The following is a 22,187-nucleotide window of genomic DNA, read 5'->3' as shown; positions in this document are numbered from 1 at the left end:
TGTAGTTTTATAATTAATTTGATAGAATTAAGCGAAAAATGTGTAACTTTTACAAGGGAGAAGATATAAGTGAGTAAACTGAAAGTTGCGGTTGTTGGCTGTGGAAGTATTGCGAGATATCGTCATTTACCTGAATATGCAGCGAATGATCAAGTTGAACTAGTCGCAGTTTGTGACATCGTCGAAGATAGAGCGAAAGAAATGGCAGAACAATATGGTGCTAAAGCATATACAGATTACAAAACAATGCTAGCTGAAGCTGAAGTGGATATTGTTTCTGTTTGTACACCAAACTACTTGCATGCTTCAGTTTCAATTGATGCATTAAATGCAGGCAAGCACGTACTATGTGAAAAGCCAATGGCGACTTCTGAAGAAGATGCTCTTGCCATGATTGAAGCAGCTAAAAATAATAATAAAAAATTAATGATTGCTCACAATCAACGTTTCGTACCTTCTCACGTAAAAGCGAGAGAATTAATTGAAAACGGGGAAATTGGAAAAATATATGGCTTCAGAACTGCTTTTGGACATCCAGGACCAGAGGGATGGAGCATCGACGGTAAAGATAGCTGGTTCTTTAGAAAAGAAGAAGCGTTCATTGGTGCGATGGGTGACCTTGGTGTTCACAAAACGGACTTGATGCGCTATTTACTTGGCGAAGAATTTGTTGAAGTAGGTGCATTTGTTGAGTCTGGTGCAAAAGAAAATAGCACAGTTGACGACAATGCCGTTTGTGTATTGAAATCTGAAAGTGGCATTGTAGGAACGTTGGCTGCAAGCTGGGCATATCAAAAAGAAGATAATTCAACAGTTATTTATGGCGAAAAGGGTGTTTTACGTCTTGAGGATGACCCTGAATATTCATTGATTGCTCATTATCGAAATGGTGAAACTAAGAACTATGACCTTGGTAAAATTCAATCCAATGATGAAGGCGGTCAAAACAGCACAAGAGTTATCGAGAACTTCGTAAACAGCATTGTTAATGATACTGAGCCACCAATCAACGGTGAAGAGGGTATGAAATCTTTGAAAGTTGTTATTGCCGCTCTTAAATCAAGTGAAACGAAACAAATTGTTCAATTTTAAAAAGGGTAGAAAAGTATTAGATTCAAATAGAATTACGATGGAAACGAATATCTGCTTCGTCTAGCTCCAGCGCCTAGCAAACTTTCGGTTTCTTCCTACGATAAGTCAACATCGGCTCGCCTTCTAGGCTCACCGTGTTTCCTTTATCTCGTCAGAGCCCTAAAAAGTTTGTACGTCGCTGAGCAGGCGCTTACGCTTTTGTTCTCAAAATAGTTTAATATGGAGTTGAGGTGATACGATTCACCTCAACCTATATACATAAAATTAATTTTAGAAGGGATCGGTGTTAAACTATGAAACTTGGTGTTTTCACTGTATTATTTTCAGACAAGTCTTTTGAAGAGATGCTTGATCATGTACAAGCGTCAGGTCTAAATGCGGTTGAAATTGGTACGGGCGGTTATCCTGGAAATGCTCATTGCGATCTTGATGCTTTACTTGAAAGTGAAGAAAAACGCAAAGATTATTTGCATCAAGTTGAGTCAAGAGGTCTTACTATCAGTGCATTCAGCTGTCACGGCAACCCTCTTTCGCCTGATAAAGAATTTGCGCAACAATGTCATGATACAATTGTTAAAACGATTAAACTTGCATCATTAATGAATGTGCCTGTTGTCAATACTTTCTCAGGAACACCTGGTGACCATGAAGGAGCGAAGTATCCGAACTGGCCAGTTGCACCGTGGCCAAATGAATACGGCGACATTCTAAAATGGCAATGGGAAGAAAAACTTGTTCCTTATTGGAAAGAAGTAGGAAAGTTAGCTGAAGAGCATAATGTAAAAATTGGTCTAGAGCTTCACGGTGGATTCCTAGTTCATACACCATATACTTTATTGAAACTAAGAGAGTTAACAAGTGATGCGATTGGAGCAAACCTTGACCCAAGCCATATGTGGTGGCAAGGTATTGATCCAGTTGGGGCTATCAAAATTCTTGGTAAAGCAAATGCTATTCACCATTTCCATGCGAAAGATACATTTATCGATCAAGAAAATGTAAATATGTATGGACTTACGGATATGCAGCCATACACAGAGCTTCAAACAAGAGCTTGGAATTTCCGTTCTGTTGGATGCGGTCATGATATGAAAGAATGGTCTGATATGATGAGTGCCCTTCGTACTTACGGATATGACTACGTCGTCAGCATTGAGCATGAAGATCCAATCATGTCCATTGAAGAAGGATTCCAACGCGCTGTCAGCAACTTACAATCAGTTTTAATTAAAGAACAACCTGCTGCTGCTTGGTGGGTATAAAAATTCACATAACCTGCAAAAGGATAGAAGGCAAACAAACTGCCTGCTACCTTTGCAGGTTTTTTTACTTGGGGACGGGTCCAATGGGGACAGCTCCAAAAGGGACAGGTTTGGGAAATTGGCAAATTCGTCATTCTTCTAGTAACATTTGGTGTAGACAAAGAAGAAAAGAAGGATGCTTTTCATGGATAAATATATTGTAATTGGTGCTGGGATACTTGGTGCTTCGACAGCTTATCATTTAGCAAAAGCGGGTGCTAACGTTACGGTGATTGATCGGAAGGATGAGGGGCAGGCCACGGATGCTGCTGCCGGGATTGTTTGTCCTTGGATATCGCAGAGGCGCAATCAAACATGGTATAAGCTTGCAAAAGGTGGGGCACGTTTTTATCCTGAGCTCATAAAAGAATTAGAAAATGAAGGTGAGTCGAACACCGGTTATTCTCGTGTAGGAGCAATTAGTATACATACAGATTCAAAAAAGCTAATTGAAATGGAAAAAAGAGCGCGGAAACGACTTGAAGATGCTCCTGAAATTGGCGAAATTCAAATACTTACGCCAACGGAAACAAAAGCGTTATTTCCATTGATTGCGGATGGATATGGCTCGGTTTATGTTAGCGGGGCAGCACGTGTCGATGGTCGAGCAATTCGTGATACCTTGCTAAGATCTGCACAGAGATACGGAGCTACTATAGTAAATGGAGACGCTGAACTGCTATTACATGGGACGAACGTGATAGGAGCAAAGACGAGTGAAGAAACGTATTTTGCAAATACCGTAATCGTGACGGCAGGAGCTTGGGGTAGCCAACTCTTGGAACCATTGGGAATCCATTTTCAAGTTGATTTTCAAAAAGGGCAGATTTTACATATGAAGCTGCAAGAGATGGAAACCGATCAATGGCCAGTAGTTATGCCTCCTGGTAGCCAATACATAGTACCGTTTCAAGATGGGAAGATTGTTGCAGGTGCCACTCATGAAAAAAATACTGGATTTGACCTACGTGTTACAGCAGGAAGTATACAGGAAATTTTGACTCAGTCCCTTCAGTTTGCGCCCGGTTTATCGAGCGCAACCATTGTAGAAGCAAGGGTTGGATTTCGTCCTTTTACACCTGACTTTTTACCGGTTATTGGTCCATTACCTGGGTATAAGGGAGTTTTAATCGCCAACGGGTTAGGTGCTTCTGGACTTACGATGGGTCCTTATCTTGGTTCTTTATTGGCAAAATTAGCACTAAAAGAAGAGATTGATTTGGATTTAGAGCCTTATGCTATTTCTGGGGCGCTAGAATAAAATAGCATTTGTAAAGAATCTGTAAATGTCCTTAAAATCGAAAAATTCATATGGTAAGCTAATATAGAATTTCGCCCGAAGTTCTATATTTTTTTATACTAGGGGAGAAGGTTTAAATGCCTGAAAAAAATAGTGCTTCAATAAAAACGTTGCTAGAAATATTATTCGTATCAACAAGGCTCGGATTAACCTCTTTTGGTGGTCCAATTGCTCATTTAGGATATTTTCATGAAGAATATATACGTAGAAGAAAATGGATGGATGAAAAGAGTTACGCTGACTTAGTTGCTTTATGTCAGTTTCTTCCTGGTCCAGCTAGTAGTCAAGTTGGAATAGGGATGGGGGTAATGCGTGCAGGAATTTTAGGCGGAATCGTCTCTTTTATAGGATTTACATTACCTTCTGTGATTGCTTTAATCATTTTTGCACTCATTCTAAAAGGGTTTGATATTGGAAATGCTGGATGGATACATGGTTTGAAATTGGTTGCTGTCGCTGTAGTGGCACATGCTATTTTAGGCATGGCCCAAAAGCTGACTCCTGATTTAAAGCGAAAAGCGATTTGCTTAATGGCGCTAGTGATCATCTTATTATGGCAGACAGCCTATACACAAGTGGGAGTCATTTTGTTGGCAGCTTTCATTGGTTTTATCATTTATAAAAATCACAATGATGAAGATGATTCAAAAATACACTTTCCCATTTCACGTAAAGTAGGAATCATTTGTCTAGCTTTATTTTTTGGTTTACTCATTCTATTACCTATTTTAAGAGAAGCTAGCTCATTAGATTGGATCGCGATGTTTGATAGTTTTTACCGTTCCGGTTCACTCGTGTTTGGTGGGGGGCATGTAGTATTGCCTTTGCTAGAACGTGAATTTGTTCCAACTGGAGGGCTAAGCGAAGAGTCTTTTCTTGCTGGATATGGGGCAGCTCAAGCTGTACCGGGACCGTTATTTACATTTGCTGCTTATTTGGGTGCCGTCATGAATGGTTGGAGCGGTGGTCTGATCGCAACAATCGCAATCTTCCTACCTGCTTTTCTCCTTGTTCTTGGTACTCTTCCATTTTGGGATCAACTTCGTCGCAACCCCAATATTAAAGGTGCTCTAATGGGAGTAAATGCTGCAGTAGTTGGAATTTTAATAGCTGCTTTTTATCAGCCAATTTGGACAAGTTCAATTTTAAAACCAGTTGATTTTGCTTTTGCAGCCATTTTATTTAGCATGCTCGTCTATTGGAAGCTCTCACCTTGGATTATTGTAGTGACTGGTGCAATTGGTGGTGCTCTTCTAGCATTATTGACATAATACCCAAAGGGGTATATTATATTCGTATGCACAGTATGAGGAGGTGGTCCATATGGAATACAACGATCAAATAAAAAATAGAGTAAAGCGCATTGAAGGTCAGCTCCGTGGCATTTTAAAGATGATGGAAGAAAATAAAGATTGTAAAGGGGTTATTACACAATTATCGGCCTCTAGAACCGCAATCGACCGGACGATTGGTGTTATCGTAAGTTCTAACCTTGTAGAGTGTGTACGACAAGCTGAAGAGAGTGGAAATCAAAAAACGGAAGACCTTGTGAAAGAAGCTGTTGAACTACTTGTAAGAAGCAGATAAAAATAAAAGGGTTGACACTCTCTTTTATTTTGATTATAGTAATACCCATACGGGTATAAGTACAAAAAACGGAGGTAGATACAAATGAATATTACACTAACATTAGATGCAAAAGGTTTGGCATGTCCGATGCCTATCGTAAGAACAAAAAAGGCTATTGGTGAGTTGGAAAGTGGGCAAATATTAGAAGTGCTTACGACAGATAAAGGTTCGAAAGCAGATATGACTGCATGGGCAGGATCTCAAGGTCACGAACTTATTAGTATTACAGAAGAAAATGGGGTCTTTATATTTAATATTAAAAAGAAGTAATTTTTTTATAAAAGAATATACCCCTATATGTATACGAGGAGGAAAACATGTCAGAGAAAAAACGTACAACTATTGTTTTATTTAGTGGAGACTACGATAAAGCAATGGCCGCTTATATTATTGCAAATGGTGCTGCAGCATACGATCATGAAGTAACGATTTTTCACACTTTTTGGGGATTAAACGCTTTAAGAAAAGATGAACAAATTTCAGTGAAGAAAAGCTTTTTAGAAAAAATGTTTGGCAAAATGATGCCACGTGGTGCTGATAAAATGGGACTATCCAAAATGCACTTTGCAGGTATAGGTCCAAAAATGATTAAAGATGTTATGAAAAAGCATAATGCGATACCATTGCCCCAACTAATCGAAATGGCACAAGAACAAGGTGTGAAATTAGTTGCTTGTACGATGACGATGGATTTGCTTGGATTGCAAAAGGAGGAACTGCTCGATCATATTGAATATGCTGGAGTTGCCGCATATTTGGCAGATGCAGAAGAAGGCAATGTTAACTTGTTTATTTAAATTTAAGGGGATTCCTTTTGAATTATCTTACTGAAATTATCATGGCAGTAATCCTTATCTTTTTCTTAAAAGGATTCTTGCCGGTCAAAGGTGTTAAAAATATATCAATCCCGGAATTAAAAAATGAAATGAACAACAAAAATATTCAAATGATTGATGTTAGGACAATAGGAGAATTTAAGCAATATCATATCCCCGGATTTAAAAACATCCCTTTGCAAATGTTGGCACAAGAAGTAAATAAACTAAAGAAGGACGAGCCAATCATAGTCATTTGTCAGAGCGGCATGAGAAGTCAAAGAGCAAGTAAAATACTGAAAAAGCTTGGCTTTAATAATATTATGAACGTTAAAGGCGGAGTAGCCGCTTGGAGATAGGAGGATTAATAATGAGGGAATATACAACTAAAGAAGTAGAAGAAAAACTAAAAAACGGTGTGAAGTTAAATCTTATTGATGTTCGTGAAATCGAAGAAGTGGAGGCAGGGAAAATCCCTGGTACAGTCAATATTCCACTTGGGCTATTGGAATTTCGACTTAATGAGCTAGAAAAGGAAAAAGAATATGTAATGGTATGCCGTTCTGGTGGAAGAAGTGGACGTGCTGTTCAAATTCTTGAAAGTCGTGGATTTAAGGCCGTGAATATGGTTGGTGGAATGTTAGATTGGGAAGGCGAAGTGGAATAATTTTTTTATCAAGAATAATACCCTATAGGGTAATAAGGGAGATATAAATGAATATCAAAACGGATTATGTACTGGATGCAAAAGGGTTGGCATGTCCGATGCCGATTGTGAGGACGAAAAAGACAATCAATGAATTACAAAACGGACAAGTGCTGGAGGTTCAAGCAACAGATAAGGGATCAACTGCTGATATTAAGGCGTGGTCCGAGCGTACGGGTCACCAATATTTAGGAACATTGGAAGAAGGAAAAATATTAAAACACTATATTCGAAAATCTGATTCTGAGGAAAGGGGAGAGAAAAAGTTTCCTCACGTGATTCGCAATGAAGAGTTAAAAGTCATCTTAAAAGAAAGAAATATTGTCCTTTTAGATGTAAGGGAAGAAGCAGAATATGCTTTTCATCATATTGAGGGTGCTATCTCGATTCCTTTGGGAGAGCTAGATTCAAAAATGACTGAATTAAATAAGGAAGCTGAAATCTTTGTTATATGCCGTACTGGAAATCGTAGTGATTTAGCTGCGCAAAAACTTGCTAAAAATGGCTTTTTGAACGTTAAAAATGTTATTCCTGGCATGAGTGCTTGGATAGAGAAGAAGGTGAATTAAATGACAGTTAAGGTAATGAGACCACACGAATTGACACAAAAGGTATTCAATGATGAAAAGTTATTTATACTTGATGTCCGTAACGAAAACGACTTTCAAGATTGGAAAGTCGAAGGGAAGAATTTTGAATACTTGAATGTTCCATATTTTGAATTACTTGATAGTGTCGAAGAAATATTAGATCAGCTTCCGTCCGATCAGGATATCCTTGTCGTTTGTGCCAAAGAAGGATCCTCGATAATGGTGGCAGACATGTTAGCTGAGCATGGATTAAATGTGTTTTATCTTGAAGGTGGAATGAAATTGTGGAGTGAACATTTAGAGCCCGTCAAGATTGGTGATTTAAAGAGCGGTGGAGAATTGTACCAATTTGTTCGAATTGGAAAAGGCTGTTTATCATACATGATTATTTCGAATGGAGAGGCTGCCATTATTGATGCAACTCGGATGACTGAGGTGTTTTTCAATTTCGCAGAGCAACATAATGCTACGATTAAGCATGTATTAGATACGCATTTACACGCAGACCATATTTCTGGAGGAAGGAAAATTGCTGAAGCAACAGGAGCTGCTTACTGGTTGCCCCCTAAAGATGCAGAGGATGTTGTCTTCGCATACGAGCCTTTAGAAGATGGCGAGAAAATTGCAATTGGTCATTCTACTATCGAAATTAATGCACTCTATTCTCCAGGTCACACGATCGGATCTACCTCTTTTATTGTGGACGACACATTCTTATTGACAGGAGATATATTATTTATTGATTCAATTGGTCGTCCAGATCTCGCGGGAAAAGCTGAGGACTGGGTTGCTGATTTGCGTGACACACTATATACCCGATACAGAAATCTTTCTGATGAACTTATCGTCTTACCAGCACATTTTATGATCATTGACGAATTAAATTCAGATGGAAGTGTATCGGCAAAAATGGGAGATCTTTTTGCAAAAAATCATGGGTTGCAGATTGAAAATGAAGACGAATTTAGAAAGCTTGTAACTGAGAATCTTCCACCTCAACCGAATGCTTATCAAGAAATTCGCAAAACGAATATGGGTAAAATTACACCAGATGAAGAAAGTCAACGTGAAATGGAAATAGGACCTAATCGTTGCGCTGTTCGTTAACAGAAGTTATGTCTAAAGGCTATCCTAGAATATGCACGTAGGATAGCCTTTTAGAAAGGAGAGTTTTATGGATTATATTATCGTTATTTTTCTAATAGGATTCATTGGATCTTTTATTTCTGGAATGCTTGGAATAGGCGGGTCTATTATTAAATATCCAATGCTTTTATTTATCCCGCCACTATTTGGTCTCGCAGCATTTACGGCTCATGAAGTTGCCGGGATAAGTGCTATTCAAGTCTTTTTTGCAACAATAGGTGGGGTTTGGGCTTATAGAAAAGGCGGCTATTTGAATAAAAAATTAATCATTTACATGGGGACGAGCATACTAATTGGAAGTTTTCTGGGTGGATTCGGCTCGAAGTTAATGTCTGAAAATGGAATTAATCTTATATATGGAATACTGGCCTTGCTTGCTGCTGTTATGATGTTTATTCCTAAAAAGGGAATTGACGATATTCCTTTAAATGAAGTGAATTTTAATAAGTGGCTTGCTGCAGGGTTAGCTTTAATTGTTGGAATAGGGGCAGGAATTGTTGGAGCTGCAGGTGCCTTTTTACTTGTACCGATTATGCTAGTTGTCTTGAAAATCCCAACAAGAATGACAATTGCTTCCTCCCTAGCCATTACGTTTATTTCATCAATTGGTTCCACTGCGGGGAAAATGGCAACTGGACAAGTAGATTACTTTCCAGCCATGATAATGGTAATTGCTAGTTTAATAGCTGCGCCTATCGGTGCCAATGTTGGTAAAAAAATGAATACAAAGGTATTGCAAATGATGTTGGCTGTATTAATATTAGCAACTGCAACCAAAATATGGGTTGATATTTTATAAAATTTGGCTTGTTAATTAGTGTGGAAATCAACATACATTTTTAATAGAACATAAGATTTAAATCCAAACAATGGAATTATGGCATTGTTTGGTTTTTTTACATATTACTTGTAATGAACGCATAGATTAGGACAAGAGTAATTATTGGGGGGAGAAAACATGAATGGATCTCAAAGTATTTGTGATCAATTTTCCGCTATTTTTAATGCGAAAAATACAATCAACCAAGGTGTTTGTTCCGTCTCTCTTCATCGGAATTTCTCTGTAGTGGTTCAAGGACGGACAACCAGTTCCGTTGTACCAGTAGGTATTTCGTTTGAAGCAATGGATCAATACGGAAATGCTCTTAATCTTGCAGAAATAGCTATTCTTGAGGAAGAAGTTCCTTCGTTCATGTACTCGGTTGTTCAGCAAGGTCTTATCATTAGTGCTTTGCACAATCACTGGATATTCATGAAGCCGAATATTTTATATATGCACATTCAATCTGTTGAGCCACCATTACAATTTGCTAGGAAGTTAGTAAATGCATTTTCGGCATTAAATAGTTATCCGAAATCATAGTTTTAAAGAAATGAAAAGGTTTTCAACAGGACTTTTATATGGTATCTTATTACATATAACCTCATAACTTGTACATACTTTGTCTATTGGTTAATCAAAGTTCAAAACAACTAATTTTTGAGGAGTGAGGAAAATGAAATTAGGAGTTTTTTCTGTATTATTCGGTCAAAAGAGCTTTGAAGAAATGCTGGATTATGTCGCCGGAAGAGGTCTGCAAGCAGTCGAACTAGGAACCGGTGGATATCCCGGAAACCCTCATTGCGACGTTGCTAGTTTACTGGCGAATGAGGAAAAATTAAATAGATTCAAAGAGGCAATCAAAAGCAGAGGATTGGAAATCAGTGCTCTTAGCTGTCACGGAAATCCTCTCCATCCAAATAAGGAAATTGCCAACCAGCATCATGAAGATTTTCAAAATTCCGTTAAGTTAGCAGCAAAGCTAGGTGTGGAAACGGTTATTACTTTTTCAGGATGTCCTGGGGAATCCGAACACTCACATAATCCATCATGGGTAACTTGCCCATGGCCAGAGGATTTTGGAAAAGTTCTTGATTGGCAATGGGAAGAAAAAGTCATTCCTTATTGGAAAGAACAAGATCTATTTTTAAAAGAGCATGGAGTGCGCGTTGCGATAGAACCTCATCCAGGATTCGTTGTTTATAATACTGAAACAATGCTACGTCTTCGAGAAGAGTGTGGAGATAGTATTGGCGTGAATTTTGATCCGAGCCATTTGTTCTGGCAAAATATGGACCCAATTGTAGGAATTAAAGATTTAGCTAAGGCTGGAGCTTTATTCCATTTCCATGCAAAAGATACAGGCATTGATGCTCAAAATACTGCAGCTAACGGAGTGCTGGATACGAAAAGCTACCGCGATGAATTAAATCGTTCTTGGATTTTTCGAACGGTTGGTTACGGTCATGGGGAAGAAACGTGGAGGAAAATCATTAGCACTCTTCAACTAGTTGGTTATGATGGCGTCATTAGTATTGAACACGAAGATAGTTTGATGTCAGTAGAAGAAGGCTTCCAAAAAGCAGCTTCTTTTCTACAAGATCTTTTAATAAAAGAAAGGATCGGTGAGATTTGGTGGGCGTAAAAAAGAAGATTAGAATAGGAATGGTTGGCTATAAGTTTATGGGAAAGGCACACTCGCACGCATACCGAGATCTTCCATTTTATTTTGATTGCGATGTAGAGCCTGTCCTTCAGGCTGTTGTAGGACGTGATGAAGAAGGTGTAAGGGCAGCTGCTGAGAAAATGGGCTTCGCTACGTATGAGACGGACTGGAAAAGACTAATTGAGCGCGATGATATTGATTTAATTGATATCGTTACTCCGAACAATACACATGCGGAGATTGCCATTGCCGCTGCGGAAGCTGGAAAGCATATTCTTTGTGAAAAGCCTCTTGCTCTAACATTGGAAGATGCTCAGCGCATGTATAATGCGGTGAAAAAGAATAATGTTGTGCATATGATCTGCCATAATTACCGCTTTGCACCTGCTATTCAATTTGCGAAAAAATTGATTCAAGAAGGTAGATTAGGTAAAATTTATCATATGCGCGCACAGTATTTGCAAGATTGGATCATGGATCCGAAATTCCCAAGTGTATGGCGTCTGAAAAAAGAAGTGACTGGATCAGGTGCACTAGGAGATATTGCCGCACACAGCATTGACATGGCACGATTCCTAGTTGGTGAATTTGAAGAAGTAACAGGTATGATGGAAACGTTCATTAAGGAGCGCCCTGTTGCGGATTCGAGCGGTGGTTTGAGTGCGAAGTCTGACAGTACAATAATGGAAGAAGTGGATGTCGATGATGCTTCTGCATTTTTAGTTCGTTTTGAAAATGGAGCAATGGGCGTCTTTGAAGCGACGCGATTTGCAGGCGGAAATCGAAATGGAAATCGCTTTGAAATTAACGGATCTAAAGGCTCCATTCGCTGGGATATGGAAAGCATGAACAATTTGGAAGTTTATTTTGCAGACGATGAAAGCGGAATTCAAGGCTTCCGAAATATTACTTGTACAGAAGAGCAACACCCATTTGCAGGTGCCTACTGGCCGGCGGGACATATTATTGGTTACGAACATACTTTTATTAATCTAATGACTGAATTAATGAAGGGCGTTTCTGAAAGAAATAGTCCATCCCCAAATTTTGAGGACGGAATCCGAAATCAGGAAATTTTGGCTGCCATTGAAAAATCGGTTGAAACACGCGGGTGGGTAAACGTTAAGCAAATGCGTTTAGTGGAAAATGTATAACCTAAGCAGCGGGACTTTGACCATTAAACCGGCTTAGACGAAGTCATACTTGACGCTTCTGATTTTTACCCGATAAAAGGTGTGAGCAATTCTGGCAAGAAAAATTAAGTTTACGTCTGCCCCGGGAATTACCGGGGCAAAGCATAAGTCATCATTGTGGAGGATACCAATATGGAAAAAGTAAAAATAGGAATCATCGGATGTGGGATGATCAGCGAAATCTACATAAAAAATACGAAGGAAACTTTTCAAAATCTTGATGTCATTGCAGTTGCGGACATTAATTTGGATAGCGCAAAAGCACGTGCTGAACAATTTGGCATCCCGAAAGCATATTCACCTGAAGAGTTATTGGCTGATGATGAAATTGAAATGGTCATTAATTTAACAATCCCAACTGCCCATGCTCCAATATGCTTACAAGCGCTTGAAGCAGGAAAACATGTTTTTGTTGAAAAACCTCTTGCTGTTACTCGTGAAGACGGTAAGAAGATTCTGGAATTAGCTAAAAGTAAAGGACTTTATGTCGGTTCTGCACCGGACACATTTTTGGGTGGGGGACTCCAAACATGCCGAAAACTTATTGATGATGGCTGGATCGGAGAACCAATTGCAGCAAGTGCATTTATGATGGGAAGCGGTCCTGAAAGCTTTCATCCAAACCCAGACTTTTTCTATGTCGAGGGTGGAGGTCCAATGTTTGATATGGGACCATACTATTTAACGGCACTCATTAACTTAATTGGGCCAATTAAGCGCGTTACTGGTTCTGCAAGAGCGACTTATCCTGAAAGAACGATTAAGTCCGGTCCTAGAGCGGGCGAAAAAGTTCCTGTTGAAATTCCTACACATATTTCAGGCGTATTTGAATTTGAAAATGGAGCGATTGGTTCCATTACGACTAGCTTTGATGTTTGGGGTTCTCAATTACCAAGGATTGAAATTTACGGAACTACTGGAACTTTGATTGTTCCTGATCCAAATACATTCGGTGGTCCAATTTACGTTAAAAGGCAAGGGGAAGACCAATGGACTGAAATTCCACTAACTCATAGCTTTAAGGAAAATAGTAGGGGAATTGGTGCTGCTGATATGGCAAACGCCATTCGAACAGGCCGTGCAAACCGTGCCAGCGGAGATTTAGCTTACCATGTACTAGACGTCATGCACGCTTTCATCGATGCAGCGGAAAAGGGACAGCATATTGATATTACAAGCGGCTGTAGCCGTCCAGAAGCTCTACCGATGAATCAACCAACTGATTTTTTAGCGTAAAATAAAACAACTAGACTCTCAAAATGTAACTTTTTGGGAGTCTTTTTTTGTACTAGGATACTACTTTTTTCTGGAATAGGACCAATCTAAGGGAGTTGACGCCCTAAGCCATGCTTTTTTCGGTGAAGAAGGTCACCAATGGTCGTATTGACGCCCTAAGCTATGCTTTTTTCGGTGATGAAGATCACCAATCATCGTATTGACTCCCTAAGTCATGCTTATTTCGGTGAGGAAGGTCACTAACTAAGGAATAAAAAAAGAGACAGCATATGCCGTCTCTCTTAAAAAATATTAAACTTCTGTTACGGAAATTCCAGCTTCACTCATTGGAATGCCAAGTGCATTTGCTACACCTTCACCATAAGCTGGGTCTGCTTTGTAGCAATGGACGATATGTCTAATTTTAATTTCTTTCGGAGCGTCACCCATTGCGCGAGCGGTATTTCCAAATAGAGCTTCTTTCTGCTCATCGTTCATTTTATTAAAGAGAAGACCAGGCTGTGTGAAATATTGATCGTCATCTTCATGGAAATCCCAATTTTTTGCATCGCCGCTTATTTTTAAAGGTGGCTCTGTGAAATCAGGTTGTGAATCCCACTCACCATAGCTGTTCGGCTCATAATGAAGGGTGCTTCCTAAATTGCCATCGACTCTCATTTGTCCATCACGATGGAAACTATGGAATGGACACTTAGGAGCATTTACCGGGATTTGGTGGTGGTTGACTCCTAGACGATATCGCTGTGCATCTCCATACGAGAATAATCTACCTTGCAGCATTTTATCAGGTGAGAAGCCAATCCCCGGCACTATATTAGCTGGTGTAAATGCAACTTGCTCTACTTCAGCAAAATAGTTTTCAGGATTACGATTCAACACAAATTCTCCAACTTCAATAAGAGGGAAGTCCTTTTTATACCATACTTTCGTAAGGTCAAATGGGTTATAAGGCATGTTTTCTGCTTGTTCTTCCGTCATCACTTGGATAAACAATTTCCATTTCGGGAAGTCACCGTTTTCTATACTTTCATATAAATCTTTTTGATGAGATTCGCGATCCTTACCAATTAGTGCTTCAGCTTCAGCATCTGTTAAATTCTCAATTCCTTGTTGAGAACGGAAATGGAATTTTACCCAATAGCGTTCGTTCTGAGCATTAATCATGCTGTACGTATGGCTTCCAAATCCATGCATGTGACGATATGACTTTGGAATGCCGCGTTCACTCATAACAATTGTAACTTGGTGTAGAGCTTCAGGTAATGAAGTCCAAAAATCCCAGTTGTTTTTTGCGCTTCGCATATTTGTCCTAGGATCACGCTTCACAGCATGGTTTAGGTCTGGGAAGTTTAGTGGGTCTCTAAAGAAAAATACAGGCGTATTATTACCTACAAGATCCCAGTTTCCTTGTTCAGTATAAAATTTTAAAGCAAATCCGCGAATATCACGCTCTGCGTCCGCCGCACCACGTTCACCCGCAACTGTAGAAAAGCGTGCGAACATTTCAGTTTGCTTACCAACTTCCGAGAAAATTCTTGCTTTTGTATATTTTGTAATGTCATTTGTGACAGTAAATGTTCCGTATGCTCCCGATCCTTTAGCATGCATACGTCTTTCAGGGATGACCTCTCTGTCAAAGTGAGCCAATTTTTCAATTAACCAGACATCTTGTAGTAAAAGGGGACCTCTTGGACCAGCCGACATAGAGTTCTGGTTGTCAATCACTGGAGCACCTGCAGCAGTCGTTAGTTTTTTCAATTGCTTCTTCTCATTCTCACTCACGAAACGTGCACCTCCGATATATTGGTATGTAACTTACAATAATTATTATAACAAACTGATTTTAATATTACTATATGTATTATGTAAGTTTTTTTATAAATAGTATAATGTGGATTCTTTTTTTGATTTGATGAATTTCAAACTTGGAGTTTCAAAGATTTAGATTGGCTTTTTCCTGAAAATTATTTATTTCCTAATTGAGAAGATATAAATTTGAGGTATTTATTAGAGGGGATAAGTGAAAATGGAAAATAACATTTCTTCATTAATTCGAATTCGGCCAATAACCGTAAATGATTATAAAGAGGTTATTAAATGGAGCAAGGATGATCGTTTTTGTGCGGCGAATGGCTGGGAGAAAAATAGAAGTGATGGAGAACTATATCAATGGTGGCTTCGTTGTGTAAACAATGTTTCAGAGGATTTTTATCGCATGGGAATTGAATATAATCAGAAATTAATCGGATACGCCGACTTAGCCTTTATTAAAGATAATACCGCTGAATTAGGGATTGCTATTGGTGAGAGTTCGTTATGGGGCAAAGGATTAGGGGTTCATTCCACTAGATGTATGATTGATTACGCCGTACAAAAGTTAGGGATTACTATTTTTAAAGCAGAGACGCATATATCAAATTTCCGTTCAAGAAAAATGCTAGAAAAAGTAGGATTTAAGGAAATTAGCAGAGGTGGTTTGGAAATGTATTTAGGGGTTGAGAAGCAACTTATCCAATATAAACTTACAGTGAAAGGGTGAAATTCTCTCTCTATATATTTTTTTGCGAATATGTTGAGTGAAAACGGGCGCAGCCTTTTCAATGGTATTTCGGCTATAATCTTCAGTACATGAAGTCCTCTTTCATATAACACCTCACATATTTTGACAATATTATTCTAATTGGATTCCTCTCGACCGCTGTAATTCGACTACAATAATCGGCTTTTTTTGTATGTATAGTATTTTTTAATAATTACGAAATATTTCCCCCATAATAAGTAACTCATGTTGTTAACTTATTAAAGACATTGTATGATAAAATATATTTATGAATTAGTGTCTAAGGAGGAAGGAAAATTGTCGAAACAGCAAATAGGCGTCATTGGTTTGGCAGTTATGGGGAAAAACCTCGCTTTAAATATTGAAAGCCGAGGATATTCTGTTGCCGTCTATAATCGTTCTTCTGAAAAAACAGAAGATTTTATGCAAAATGAAGCAAAGGGTAAAAACTTTGTTGGTGCCTTAACTATAGAAGAGTTTGTTAATTCATTGGAAAAGCCACGTAAAATTTTACTGATGGTAAAAGCAGGGGCTGCCACAGATGCGACAATCGAATCTTTAAAGCCGTACTTAGAGCAAGGTGATATATTAATCGATGGTGGAAACACGTTTTTCCATGATACAATTCGCCGTAATAAAGAACTAAGTGAAGCTGGTCTCCATTTTATTGGTACTGGAGTTTCCGGTGGAGAAGAAGGGGCGCTTACAGGTCCTTCCATTATGCCAGGTGGACAAAAAGAAGCATACGATTTAGTTGAACCTATCTTCGAAGCGATTTCTGCGAAAGTAAATGGAGAAGCTTGCAGTACATATATTGGTCCAAATGGAGCAGGTCACTATGTGAAAATGGTTCATAACGGGATTGAATATGGCGACATGCAATTGATTTGTGAAGCCTATTTTATTATGAAACATATTTTAGGCCTAAACGCAGAAGAATTGCACGAAGTATTCTCTGAGTGGAATAAGGGAGAGCTTGATAGCTACCTTATTGAAATTACAGCTGATATTTTTGCAAAAGTAGATGAAGAAACTGGAAAGCCACTTGTAGACGTAATTAAAGATACTGCTGGACAAAAGGGTACTGGTAAATGGACGAGCCAAAATGCATTAGACTTAGGCGTTCCACTTCCACTTATTACAGAGTCCGTGTTTGCTCGCTTTATTTCCGCGATGAAAGAAGAACGTGTAGCAGCAAGCAAAGTATTAAACGGCCCTGAAGTTTCCGCTTTTGAAGGTGATAAAAAAGAACTAATCGAAGCGGTTCGTAAAGCATTATACATGAGTAAAATATGTTCATATGCACAAGGGTTTGCTCAAATGAAGGCTGCATCAGAAGAATATGGCTGGGATTTAAGATATGGAGATATCGCAATGATTTTTAGAGGCGGCTGTATCATTCGTGCACAATTCTTGCAAAAAATAAAGGATGCTTATGATCGCGATTCGAAGTTAGCGAACTTAATGCTTGATCCGTACTTTAAAGAAATCGTTGAAAGCTATCAATCAGCGCTTCGTAAAGTTATTGCGATTGCAGTTGAACGCGGAATCGCAGTTCCTTGCTTCTCCAGTGCGATTGCTTACTACGACAGTTATCGTACAGAAACATTGCCTGCGAATTTATTGCAAGCACAGCGTGACTATTTTGGTGCCCACACTTATGAGCGCCTTGATAAAGAAGGTACATTCCATACTGAATGGATGAATAAAAACTAAAGAAAACATAAGTAAAACCCGGGAGATACTATTTCCCGGGTTTTACAATGTTCTTTTCATTGTGACTTGCAAATTTAGCTCGGAAATTTGCAAGAATTTCTTTATTGTGAAGGCACAAGCTCCCATAACGCAAGCTTGTTTTCCAAGTTCGGAGATGAGAAGTTTGCCATAGTGATTTATGTTTGAATTTAATCGCTGTTCGATTTGATTAATCGCATTCGGATTTAAACGCAGCAGCTCGGAATTTAGAACAATGATGTCGGGATTGTACATATTAATGATGTTATTAAGTCCGATGGAAATGTATTTTATCATTTGCTCCATTTGTTCCACAATATCAGGCTTACCCAATTTTAACCACGAATAGATATCATAGTAATCAGCATTTGTGTAATCGAATTTTTCCTCTAGTTGCTTAAAAAAATTCGATTCAGATGCGTACAGTTCCCAGCATCCATTGTTTCCACATGCACATATTTTACCATCGGGCACAACAATCATATGACCAATTTCACCTGCATAGCCGTGGAATCCCTTGTGTATTTCTCCATTTCTTATCATGCCTAAGCCAATCCCAGAATGCATAGAAATGCTAATCAAATTATTACTTTTATTATGTTTAAACACATTTTCAGCGAAAGCTGTTAAGTTGGCATTGTTTTCGACGAAAACCGTCACATCCGCTTTATTTTCAAGGTCGTTTTTTATATCTTTATTTCTCCATTGAAGATGCGGGAAAAAGAGTATTTTTTCGTCTTTCGACACAAGCCCGTGAATGCCGAGGGTTACTCCAATTAATCCAAATGTACTTCCTTGGCATTTCTTTTTTATTTCAATGATGTATTCGACTAAAATATCAACAATTTCATCGTAATCTTTTGTTTGTAATTGCACGATTTCGATATGAGTAGGAAAACCGAGTAAATCTGATAACGTAAATAAAATTTGATTCTTATCCAGATCAATGCCAAGTGCATATCCTGCTCTTCGGTTTAGAGAAAGATGTATGGGTCTTCTTCCTAAGTTATTATGTTCAACTTGTTCCTCAATCAATAAATTTTCTCCCAGTAAGTCGGATACTTGCACGGATACTGTAGCCTTATTAAGTCCTGTAATTTTAGATAAGTCGGCCCGCGATATCTTATTACATTCGATAATTTGACTTAAAATTAATCCCCTATTTAATTTTTTAATATAGGCCGCATCGCCAGTAATCATATTGTTCCCCCTATTAACAAAGATAAAGCGTATTCACTTTTTATAAGTGTTTCTCTCTATAGTAAATACTTAAGCTCTTAATCTATTATTAATTGACGGTTAGATTATGGTAATGATATTCTATTTGTATTAATTTGACTAATTAACAAATATGTTGCGACGATATGTAAGTGGTTTCATTACCGTTATAAGTATGTAAAAATAGATTATGAGGGTTTAAAATAAAAAACATTTTTGGACACGATTTCTCTTATAATACCACAGCTTTGCATGTTTACCACTATTATTTGAAAAAAATGTCGATTTTTGACTTATGCCGTCTTGGAGACTTAAATGTGTAAGAATTACAGGGCTAGTGGATAGTTGTAATAAACTTAAAACGAAAAGGAAGATGCTAAAAATGTCAGGTGACTACGTTATTGGGCTTGATCTTGGGACGACAAGTGCAAAAGCTGTTATTTTTCATTTGAATGGAAAAGTTATATGTGAAGCGGAGTGTTTGATCACAACCTATTACCCAGAGTCTGGTTGGGTGGAGCAGGACCCAAATGAGATTGAAAGTTTTGCGATAAAAGCAATCAAGGATGCGATGGGTAAAGCTAAAATAGAAAAAGATGAAGTTCAAGCCATCGGTATTTCTTGTGCCATGCATTCTCTTATATGTGTAGATAAAGAGGGGAAGTCTTTATCAAAGGCCCTTATTTGGTCTGATGGCAGGAGTAGTCAACAGGTGGATCGTTTTTCAGAAAAGGAACGCCAAGATTTATTTTTAAAAACAGGCGTACCGATCCATCCGATGACTCCTTTTACTAAATTAGTATGGATGAAGGAGACGGAGTTTGAACCATATAAAAAAGCAGCTTATTTTATGTCAGTAAAAGAATATCTACTTTTTCATTGGTTTGGAGAAAGGGTTATTGATTATTCGATGGCTTCTGCGACAGGGCTATTTAATCCCAGTACTTTAGGGTGGGATGAAGCTGTTATGGAGGTTGCCCAAGTAGATGCGAATCAGCTATCGCAAGTCGTTCCTCCTACATATATATTACGTGGTTTGGAGAAAAAAGTGGCAGATGGAATGGGGCTGTTATCAGACATTCCTGTTGTCATTGGTGCGGCAGATGGTCAACTCGCAAATTTAGGTATTGGAGCAATTTTACCAGGGGAAGTGGCGATTACAGTTGGAACGAGTGGAGCTGTTCGTCAGTTTTCAAAGGGAGTTCGAATTAACGAAAAACGGGAAACATTTTGCTATGCGTTCACAGATGAATATTGCATCATTGGTGGTCCGTCCAATAATGGCGGCATTGCGTTACAGTGGCTGAAGGAGCTCTTTAATAGTCAGGATAGTTATAGTGATTTTATCGAGAAAGCCGGAAATGTTGCGCCTGGGGCAGAGGGAATTATTTTTCATCCGTATATTAATGGCGAAAGGGCGCCAATCTGGAACCAGCGGGCGACTGGAAACTTTTCTGGCTTGTCGATCACCCATAAGCAAGAGCATTTCATTCGTGCTGTCCTTGAAGGTATCACGTTTAATCTATACCAAATCGAAAGGGCTCTTTGTAGACTTGCCGGAGAACCGTCCAAAATTTACGTTAATGGCGGCTTAGCTCGATCAAACCTTTGGCTGCAAATGTTAGCTGATATATTTGGAAAAGAGGTCTATGTTGCGGAAACACATCATAGCTCAGCATGGGGTGCGGCATGGACAGCATTAGTAGCAATTGGAAAGAGAAATTCATTTGATGAGATCAAAGATAATATCCAGTTGGGAGAGCCGATTGTACCAAATGAAGATACACATCGAATATATCAGGAAATATATAAGGAATACATGAAGAGAAGCCGCGTCTAACTGGATGCGGCTTCTTTTAAGTCGGAGATAAAATTGATTTTCGCAAAGGTCAACGCACCTATGATGCCTTGTTGTTGTCCAAAACTATTTTCTTCTAGACTTAAAGCGAGAGTGGCAAAACGGTTGGCGCGTAAAATAATGGTTCGTTTCGTTTCTTCCAAAAGCATGGGAAGGGAGTCGAATATAGGACCGCCTATATAGATAGCAGTTGGATTAAATAAATTGACGACATTACTAAGAGCGATTCCGAGTGCCTTTCCTGTATCAATACAGATTTCAATTGCAACTTTGTCATTACGTTCATACGCTTCAACGATAGAAGAATATTGGCCATTTCGTTTCTTGTATTCTATTTCAAGCATCGGAAACGTAATAATATTTTCCAAGCAGCCATAATTTCCGCATAAACAACGACCAGCTTTTTCATCAGCGGTAATATGCCCAAGTAAACTGGACACATTGCTAGATCCTCTTAACAATTGGTCATTGATCATAATACCTGACACAATTCCGAATCCAATTTGGACAACAATAAAGTCTCTGACTTCCCTAGCTTTCCCCAAATTTTTTTCAGCGATGGCCATCGTACGGCCACCTTCATCTAGGAAAATAGGGCATAAGAATGTTTGTTTAAAAATATTGACGATTTCAATATCATCCCAACCTTTGCGATTAGGTATATTCAATATTGTTTTTTGGTCTCTGTCGACTAAACCAGTTACGCCAATTCCAATGGCACTGATCATTGACAGGGGAGTATTTAAGCTTTCCAAAAAATGAAGAAGTCTTTCTAACAGAGCCTCACCTTTATTTGGATACTCATCTAATTCGGCCATGAAAAATTCTTCTTGATGTAAAATTTTCATGCTATTATCAGATAAAGCAAATCGTACAGTATACCCACCAATATCAATGCCTAGAAAGGTGAACTTTTTAGGATTTGAGTATAATAACACTTCTTTTCTTCCTAAACCACTGCTTATTCGCTCACCTTCGAAAATAAAGTGCTCGTCTATTAATTTTTTCGTGATTTTTGTAATACTAGCTTGGGATAAATCGGAAATTTCAGCGAGTTGTTTTCTGGATATTCCATTATACATTGATACAAGGCTCAGAATTTCCTTTTCAGATGTGGTGTATTTCATGGATAAAATCCTTTCGATCTATGCTTTATCTGATTATACCAAAAGAGAAGCACAAGCGCCTTACTCATCGACACACAGGCTTATAAGCTATGGGTTTTATGCGACGTTCCTTATTTGGCCTCAGCCTTTGCGATAAAGGAAAGAGGATGAGTCCGATAAGAGACGAAAGAATATTGATTTGCTAATCTATGGCTGC

General features: G+C 38.5%; 22 protein-coding genes. 19 read left to right on the top strand and 3 right to left on the bottom strand.

The window, feature by feature from the left end:
• The first annotated feature begins 69 nt into the window (after window positions 1-69).
• The 16 genes from KHA93_RS14765 (at window position 70) to KHA93_RS14690 (ending at window position 13,494) form a co-directional block, all read left to right on the top strand.
• Window positions 70-1,092, top strand: a complete 1,023-nt coding sequence (locus tag KHA93_RS14765; RefSeq protein WP_213111427.1) for a Gfo/Idh/MocA family protein — start codon at window positions 70-72, stop codon at window positions 1,090-1,092.
• 293 nt (window positions 1,093-1,385) lie between these two features.
• Window positions 1,386-2,354, top strand: a complete 969-nt coding sequence (locus tag KHA93_RS14760) for a sugar phosphate isomerase/epimerase family protein (RefSeq protein ID WP_213111426.1) — start codon at window positions 1,386-1,388, stop codon at window positions 2,352-2,354.
• Between the two features lie 184 nt (window positions 2,355-2,538).
• Window positions 2,539-3,654 (top strand): NAD(P)/FAD-dependent oxidoreductase, encoded by a 1,116-nt coding sequence (locus KHA93_RS14755; RefSeq protein ID WP_213111425.1) that lies wholly within the window; start codon window positions 2,539-2,541, stop codon window positions 3,652-3,654.
• Between the two features lie 116 nt (window positions 3,655-3,770).
• A complete protein-coding gene (locus KHA93_RS14750; protein ID WP_213111424.1) occupies window positions 3,771-4,964 on the top strand; it encodes a chromate transporter in 1,194 nt (397 codons plus the stop codon).
• Between the two features lie 52 nt (window positions 4,965-5,016).
• Complete coding sequence (locus tag KHA93_RS14745) at window positions 5,017-5,280, top strand: metal-sensitive transcriptional regulator (RefSeq protein ID WP_213111423.1); 264 nt, start codon at window positions 5,017-5,019, stop codon at window positions 5,278-5,280.
• 84 nt (window positions 5,281-5,364) lie between these two features.
• Window positions 5,365-5,592 carry a sulfurtransferase TusA family protein gene (locus KHA93_RS14740; RefSeq protein WP_213111422.1) on the top strand — a complete coding sequence of 76 codons (228 nt, stop codon included), beginning with the start codon at window positions 5,365-5,367 and terminating at the stop codon, window positions 5,590-5,592.
• Between the two features lie 47 nt (window positions 5,593-5,639).
• Window positions 5,640-6,119, top strand: coding sequence for a DsrE/DsrF/DrsH-like family protein (locus KHA93_RS14735; RefSeq protein WP_213111421.1), 480 nt, complete (start codon window positions 5,640-5,642; stop codon window positions 6,117-6,119).
• Window positions 6,120-6,160: 41 nt separating this feature from the next.
• A complete protein-coding gene (locus tag KHA93_RS14730) occupies window positions 6,161-6,496 on the top strand; it encodes a rhodanese-like domain-containing protein (RefSeq protein WP_213112951.1) in 336 nt (111 codons plus the stop codon).
• Window positions 6,497-6,507: 11 nt separating this feature from the next.
• The gene (locus KHA93_RS14725) at window positions 6,508-6,804 is read left to right on the top strand and encodes a rhodanese-like domain-containing protein (protein ID WP_213111420.1); all 297 of its coding nucleotides are present in this window, start codon (window positions 6,508-6,510) and stop codon (window positions 6,802-6,804) included.
• Between the two features lie 47 nt (window positions 6,805-6,851).
• The gene (locus tag KHA93_RS14720; RefSeq protein WP_213111419.1) at window positions 6,852-7,412 is read left to right on the top strand and encodes a sulfurtransferase TusA family protein; all 561 of its coding nucleotides are present in this window, start codon (window positions 6,852-6,854) and stop codon (window positions 7,410-7,412) included.
• Complete coding sequence (locus KHA93_RS14715; RefSeq protein ID WP_213111418.1) at window positions 7,413-8,540, top strand: MBL fold metallo-hydrolase; 1,128 nt, start codon at window positions 7,413-7,415, stop codon at window positions 8,538-8,540.
• Window positions 8,541-8,607: 67 nt separating this feature from the next.
• Window positions 8,608-9,378: a sulfite exporter TauE/SafE family protein gene (locus KHA93_RS14710; RefSeq protein WP_213111417.1), complete on the top strand. Its 771-nt coding sequence runs from the start codon at window positions 8,608-8,610 to the stop codon at window positions 9,376-9,378.
• A gap of 159 nt (window positions 9,379-9,537) precedes the next feature.
• Window positions 9,538-9,942: a DUF1259 domain-containing protein gene (locus KHA93_RS14705; RefSeq protein ID WP_213111416.1), complete on the top strand. Its 405-nt coding sequence runs from the start codon at window positions 9,538-9,540 to the stop codon at window positions 9,940-9,942.
• Between the two features lie 133 nt (window positions 9,943-10,075).
• Window positions 10,076-11,044 (top strand): sugar phosphate isomerase/epimerase family protein, encoded by a 969-nt coding sequence (locus KHA93_RS14700; protein WP_213111415.1) that lies wholly within the window; start codon window positions 10,076-10,078, stop codon window positions 11,042-11,044.
• A 20-nt stretch (window positions 11,045-11,064) separates the two neighbouring features.
• Window positions 11,065-12,219 carry a Gfo/Idh/MocA family protein gene (locus KHA93_RS14695; protein WP_213112950.1) on the top strand — a complete coding sequence of 385 codons (1,155 nt, stop codon included), beginning with the start codon at window positions 11,065-11,067 and terminating at the stop codon, window positions 12,217-12,219.
• 171 nt (window positions 12,220-12,390) lie between these two features.
• Complete coding sequence (locus KHA93_RS14690; RefSeq protein ID WP_213111414.1) at window positions 12,391-13,494, top strand: Gfo/Idh/MocA family protein; 1,104 nt, start codon at window positions 12,391-12,393, stop codon at window positions 13,492-13,494.
• A 291-nt stretch (window positions 13,495-13,785) separates the two neighbouring features.
• Here the strand turns inward: KHA93_RS14690 and KHA93_RS14685 are convergent, their stop codons facing one another.
• Window positions 13,786-15,276 (bottom strand): catalase, encoded by a 1,491-nt coding sequence (locus KHA93_RS14685; RefSeq protein WP_213111413.1) that lies wholly within the window; start codon window positions 15,274-15,276, stop codon window positions 13,786-13,788.
• Between the two features lie 244 nt (window positions 15,277-15,520).
• On the opposite strand from KHA93_RS14685, the gene KHA93_RS14680 reads away from it, so the two are divergent.
• Together KHA93_RS14680 and gnd are read left to right on the top strand one after the other, a co-directional pair.
• Window positions 15,521-16,033, top strand: a complete 513-nt coding sequence (locus KHA93_RS14680; RefSeq protein WP_213111412.1) for a GNAT family N-acetyltransferase — start codon at window positions 15,521-15,523, stop codon at window positions 16,031-16,033.
• A 318-nt stretch (window positions 16,034-16,351) separates the two neighbouring features.
• A complete protein-coding gene (gene gnd / locus KHA93_RS14675; RefSeq protein WP_213111411.1) occupies window positions 16,352-17,770 on the top strand; it encodes an NADP-dependent phosphogluconate dehydrogenase in 1,419 nt (472 codons plus the stop codon).
• 42 nt (window positions 17,771-17,812) lie between these two features.
• Here gnd and KHA93_RS14670 read toward each other — a convergent pair whose 3' ends face one another.
• Window positions 17,813-18,988, bottom strand: a complete 1,176-nt coding sequence (locus KHA93_RS14670; protein ID WP_213111410.1) for an ROK family protein — start codon at window positions 18,986-18,988, stop codon at window positions 17,813-17,815.
• Window positions 18,989-19,388: 400 nt separating this feature from the next.
• On the opposite strand from KHA93_RS14670, the gene KHA93_RS14665 reads away from it, so the two are divergent.
• A complete protein-coding gene (locus KHA93_RS14665) occupies window positions 19,389-20,846 on the top strand; it encodes a gluconokinase (RefSeq protein ID WP_213111409.1) in 1,458 nt (485 codons plus the stop codon).
• Here the strand turns inward: KHA93_RS14665 and KHA93_RS14660 are convergent.
• Complete coding sequence (locus tag KHA93_RS14660) at window positions 20,843-21,991, bottom strand: ROK family transcriptional regulator (protein WP_213111408.1); 1,149 nt, start codon at window positions 21,989-21,991, stop codon at window positions 20,843-20,845. The two genes, KHA93_RS14665 and KHA93_RS14660, sit on opposite strands and share 4 nt — an antisense overlap.
• Window positions 21,992-22,187: the final 196 nt, after the last annotated feature.

Origin of the sequence: Lederbergia citrisecunda (assembly GCF_018343695.1) — a bacterium.
GTDB classification, from domain to species: domain Bacteria; phylum Bacillota; class Bacilli; order Bacillales; family Bacillaceae_C; genus Lederbergia; species Lederbergia citrisecunda.
Note: the sequence above shows the minus strand (reverse complement) of the source record. Positions and strands in the feature narration are given on the sequence as shown.

What these genes read in the sequence shown, in the direction of transcription:
- KHA93_RS14760 (WP_213111426.1), top strand. Translation starts at nt 1,386, where the DNA reads ATGAAACTTGGTGTTTTCACTGTATTATTTTCAGACAAGTCTTTTGAA.
- KHA93_RS14755 (WP_213111425.1), top strand. Translation starts at nt 2,539, where the DNA reads ATGGATAAATATATTGTAATTGGTGCTGGGATACTTGGTGCTTCGACA.
- KHA93_RS14750 (WP_213111424.1), top strand. Translation starts at nt 3,771, where the DNA reads ATGCCTGAAAAAAATAGTGCTTCAATAAAAACGTTGCTAGAAATATTA.
- KHA93_RS14745 (WP_213111423.1), top strand. Translation starts at nt 5,017, where the DNA reads ATGGAATACAACGATCAAATAAAAAATAGAGTAAAGCGCATTGAAGGT.
- KHA93_RS14740 (WP_213111422.1), top strand. Translation starts at nt 5,365, where the DNA reads ATGAATATTACACTAACATTAGATGCAAAAGGTTTGGCATGTCCGATG.
- KHA93_RS14735 (WP_213111421.1), top strand. Translation starts at nt 5,640, where the DNA reads ATGTCAGAGAAAAAACGTACAACTATTGTTTTATTTAGTGGAGACTAC.
- KHA93_RS14730 (WP_213112951.1), top strand. Translation starts at nt 6,161, where the DNA reads ATGGCAGTAATCCTTATCTTTTTCTTAAAAGGATTCTTGCCGGTCAAA.
- KHA93_RS14725 (WP_213111420.1), top strand. Translation starts at nt 6,508, where the DNA reads ATGAGGGAATATACAACTAAAGAAGTAGAAGAAAAACTAAAAAACGGT.
- KHA93_RS14720 (WP_213111419.1), top strand. Translation starts at nt 6,852, where the DNA reads ATGAATATCAAAACGGATTATGTACTGGATGCAAAAGGGTTGGCATGT.
- KHA93_RS14715 (WP_213111418.1), top strand. Translation starts at nt 7,413, where the DNA reads ATGACAGTTAAGGTAATGAGACCACACGAATTGACACAAAAGGTATTC.
- KHA93_RS14710 (WP_213111417.1), top strand. Translation starts at nt 8,608, where the DNA reads ATGGATTATATTATCGTTATTTTTCTAATAGGATTCATTGGATCTTTT.
- KHA93_RS14705 (WP_213111416.1), top strand. Translation starts at nt 9,538, where the DNA reads ATGAATGGATCTCAAAGTATTTGTGATCAATTTTCCGCTATTTTTAAT.
- KHA93_RS14700 (WP_213111415.1), top strand. Translation starts at nt 10,076, where the DNA reads ATGAAATTAGGAGTTTTTTCTGTATTATTCGGTCAAAAGAGCTTTGAA.
- KHA93_RS14695 (WP_213112950.1), top strand. Translation starts at nt 11,065, where the DNA reads ATGGTTGGCTATAAGTTTATGGGAAAGGCACACTCGCACGCATACCGA.
- KHA93_RS14690 (WP_213111414.1), top strand. Translation starts at nt 12,391, where the DNA reads ATGGAAAAAGTAAAAATAGGAATCATCGGATGTGGGATGATCAGCGAA.
- KHA93_RS14680 (WP_213111412.1), top strand. Translation starts at nt 15,521, where the DNA reads ATGGAAAATAACATTTCTTCATTAATTCGAATTCGGCCAATAACCGTA.
- KHA93_RS14670 (WP_213111410.1), bottom strand. Translation starts at nt 18,988, where the DNA reads ATGATTACTGGCGATGCGGCCTATATTAAAAAATTAAATAGGGGATTA.
- KHA93_RS14665 (WP_213111409.1), top strand. Translation starts at nt 19,389, where the DNA reads ATGTCAGGTGACTACGTTATTGGGCTTGATCTTGGGACGACAAGTGCA.
- KHA93_RS14660 (WP_213111408.1), bottom strand. Translation starts at nt 21,991, where the DNA reads ATGAAATACACCACATCTGAAAAGGAAATTCTGAGCCTTGTATCAATG.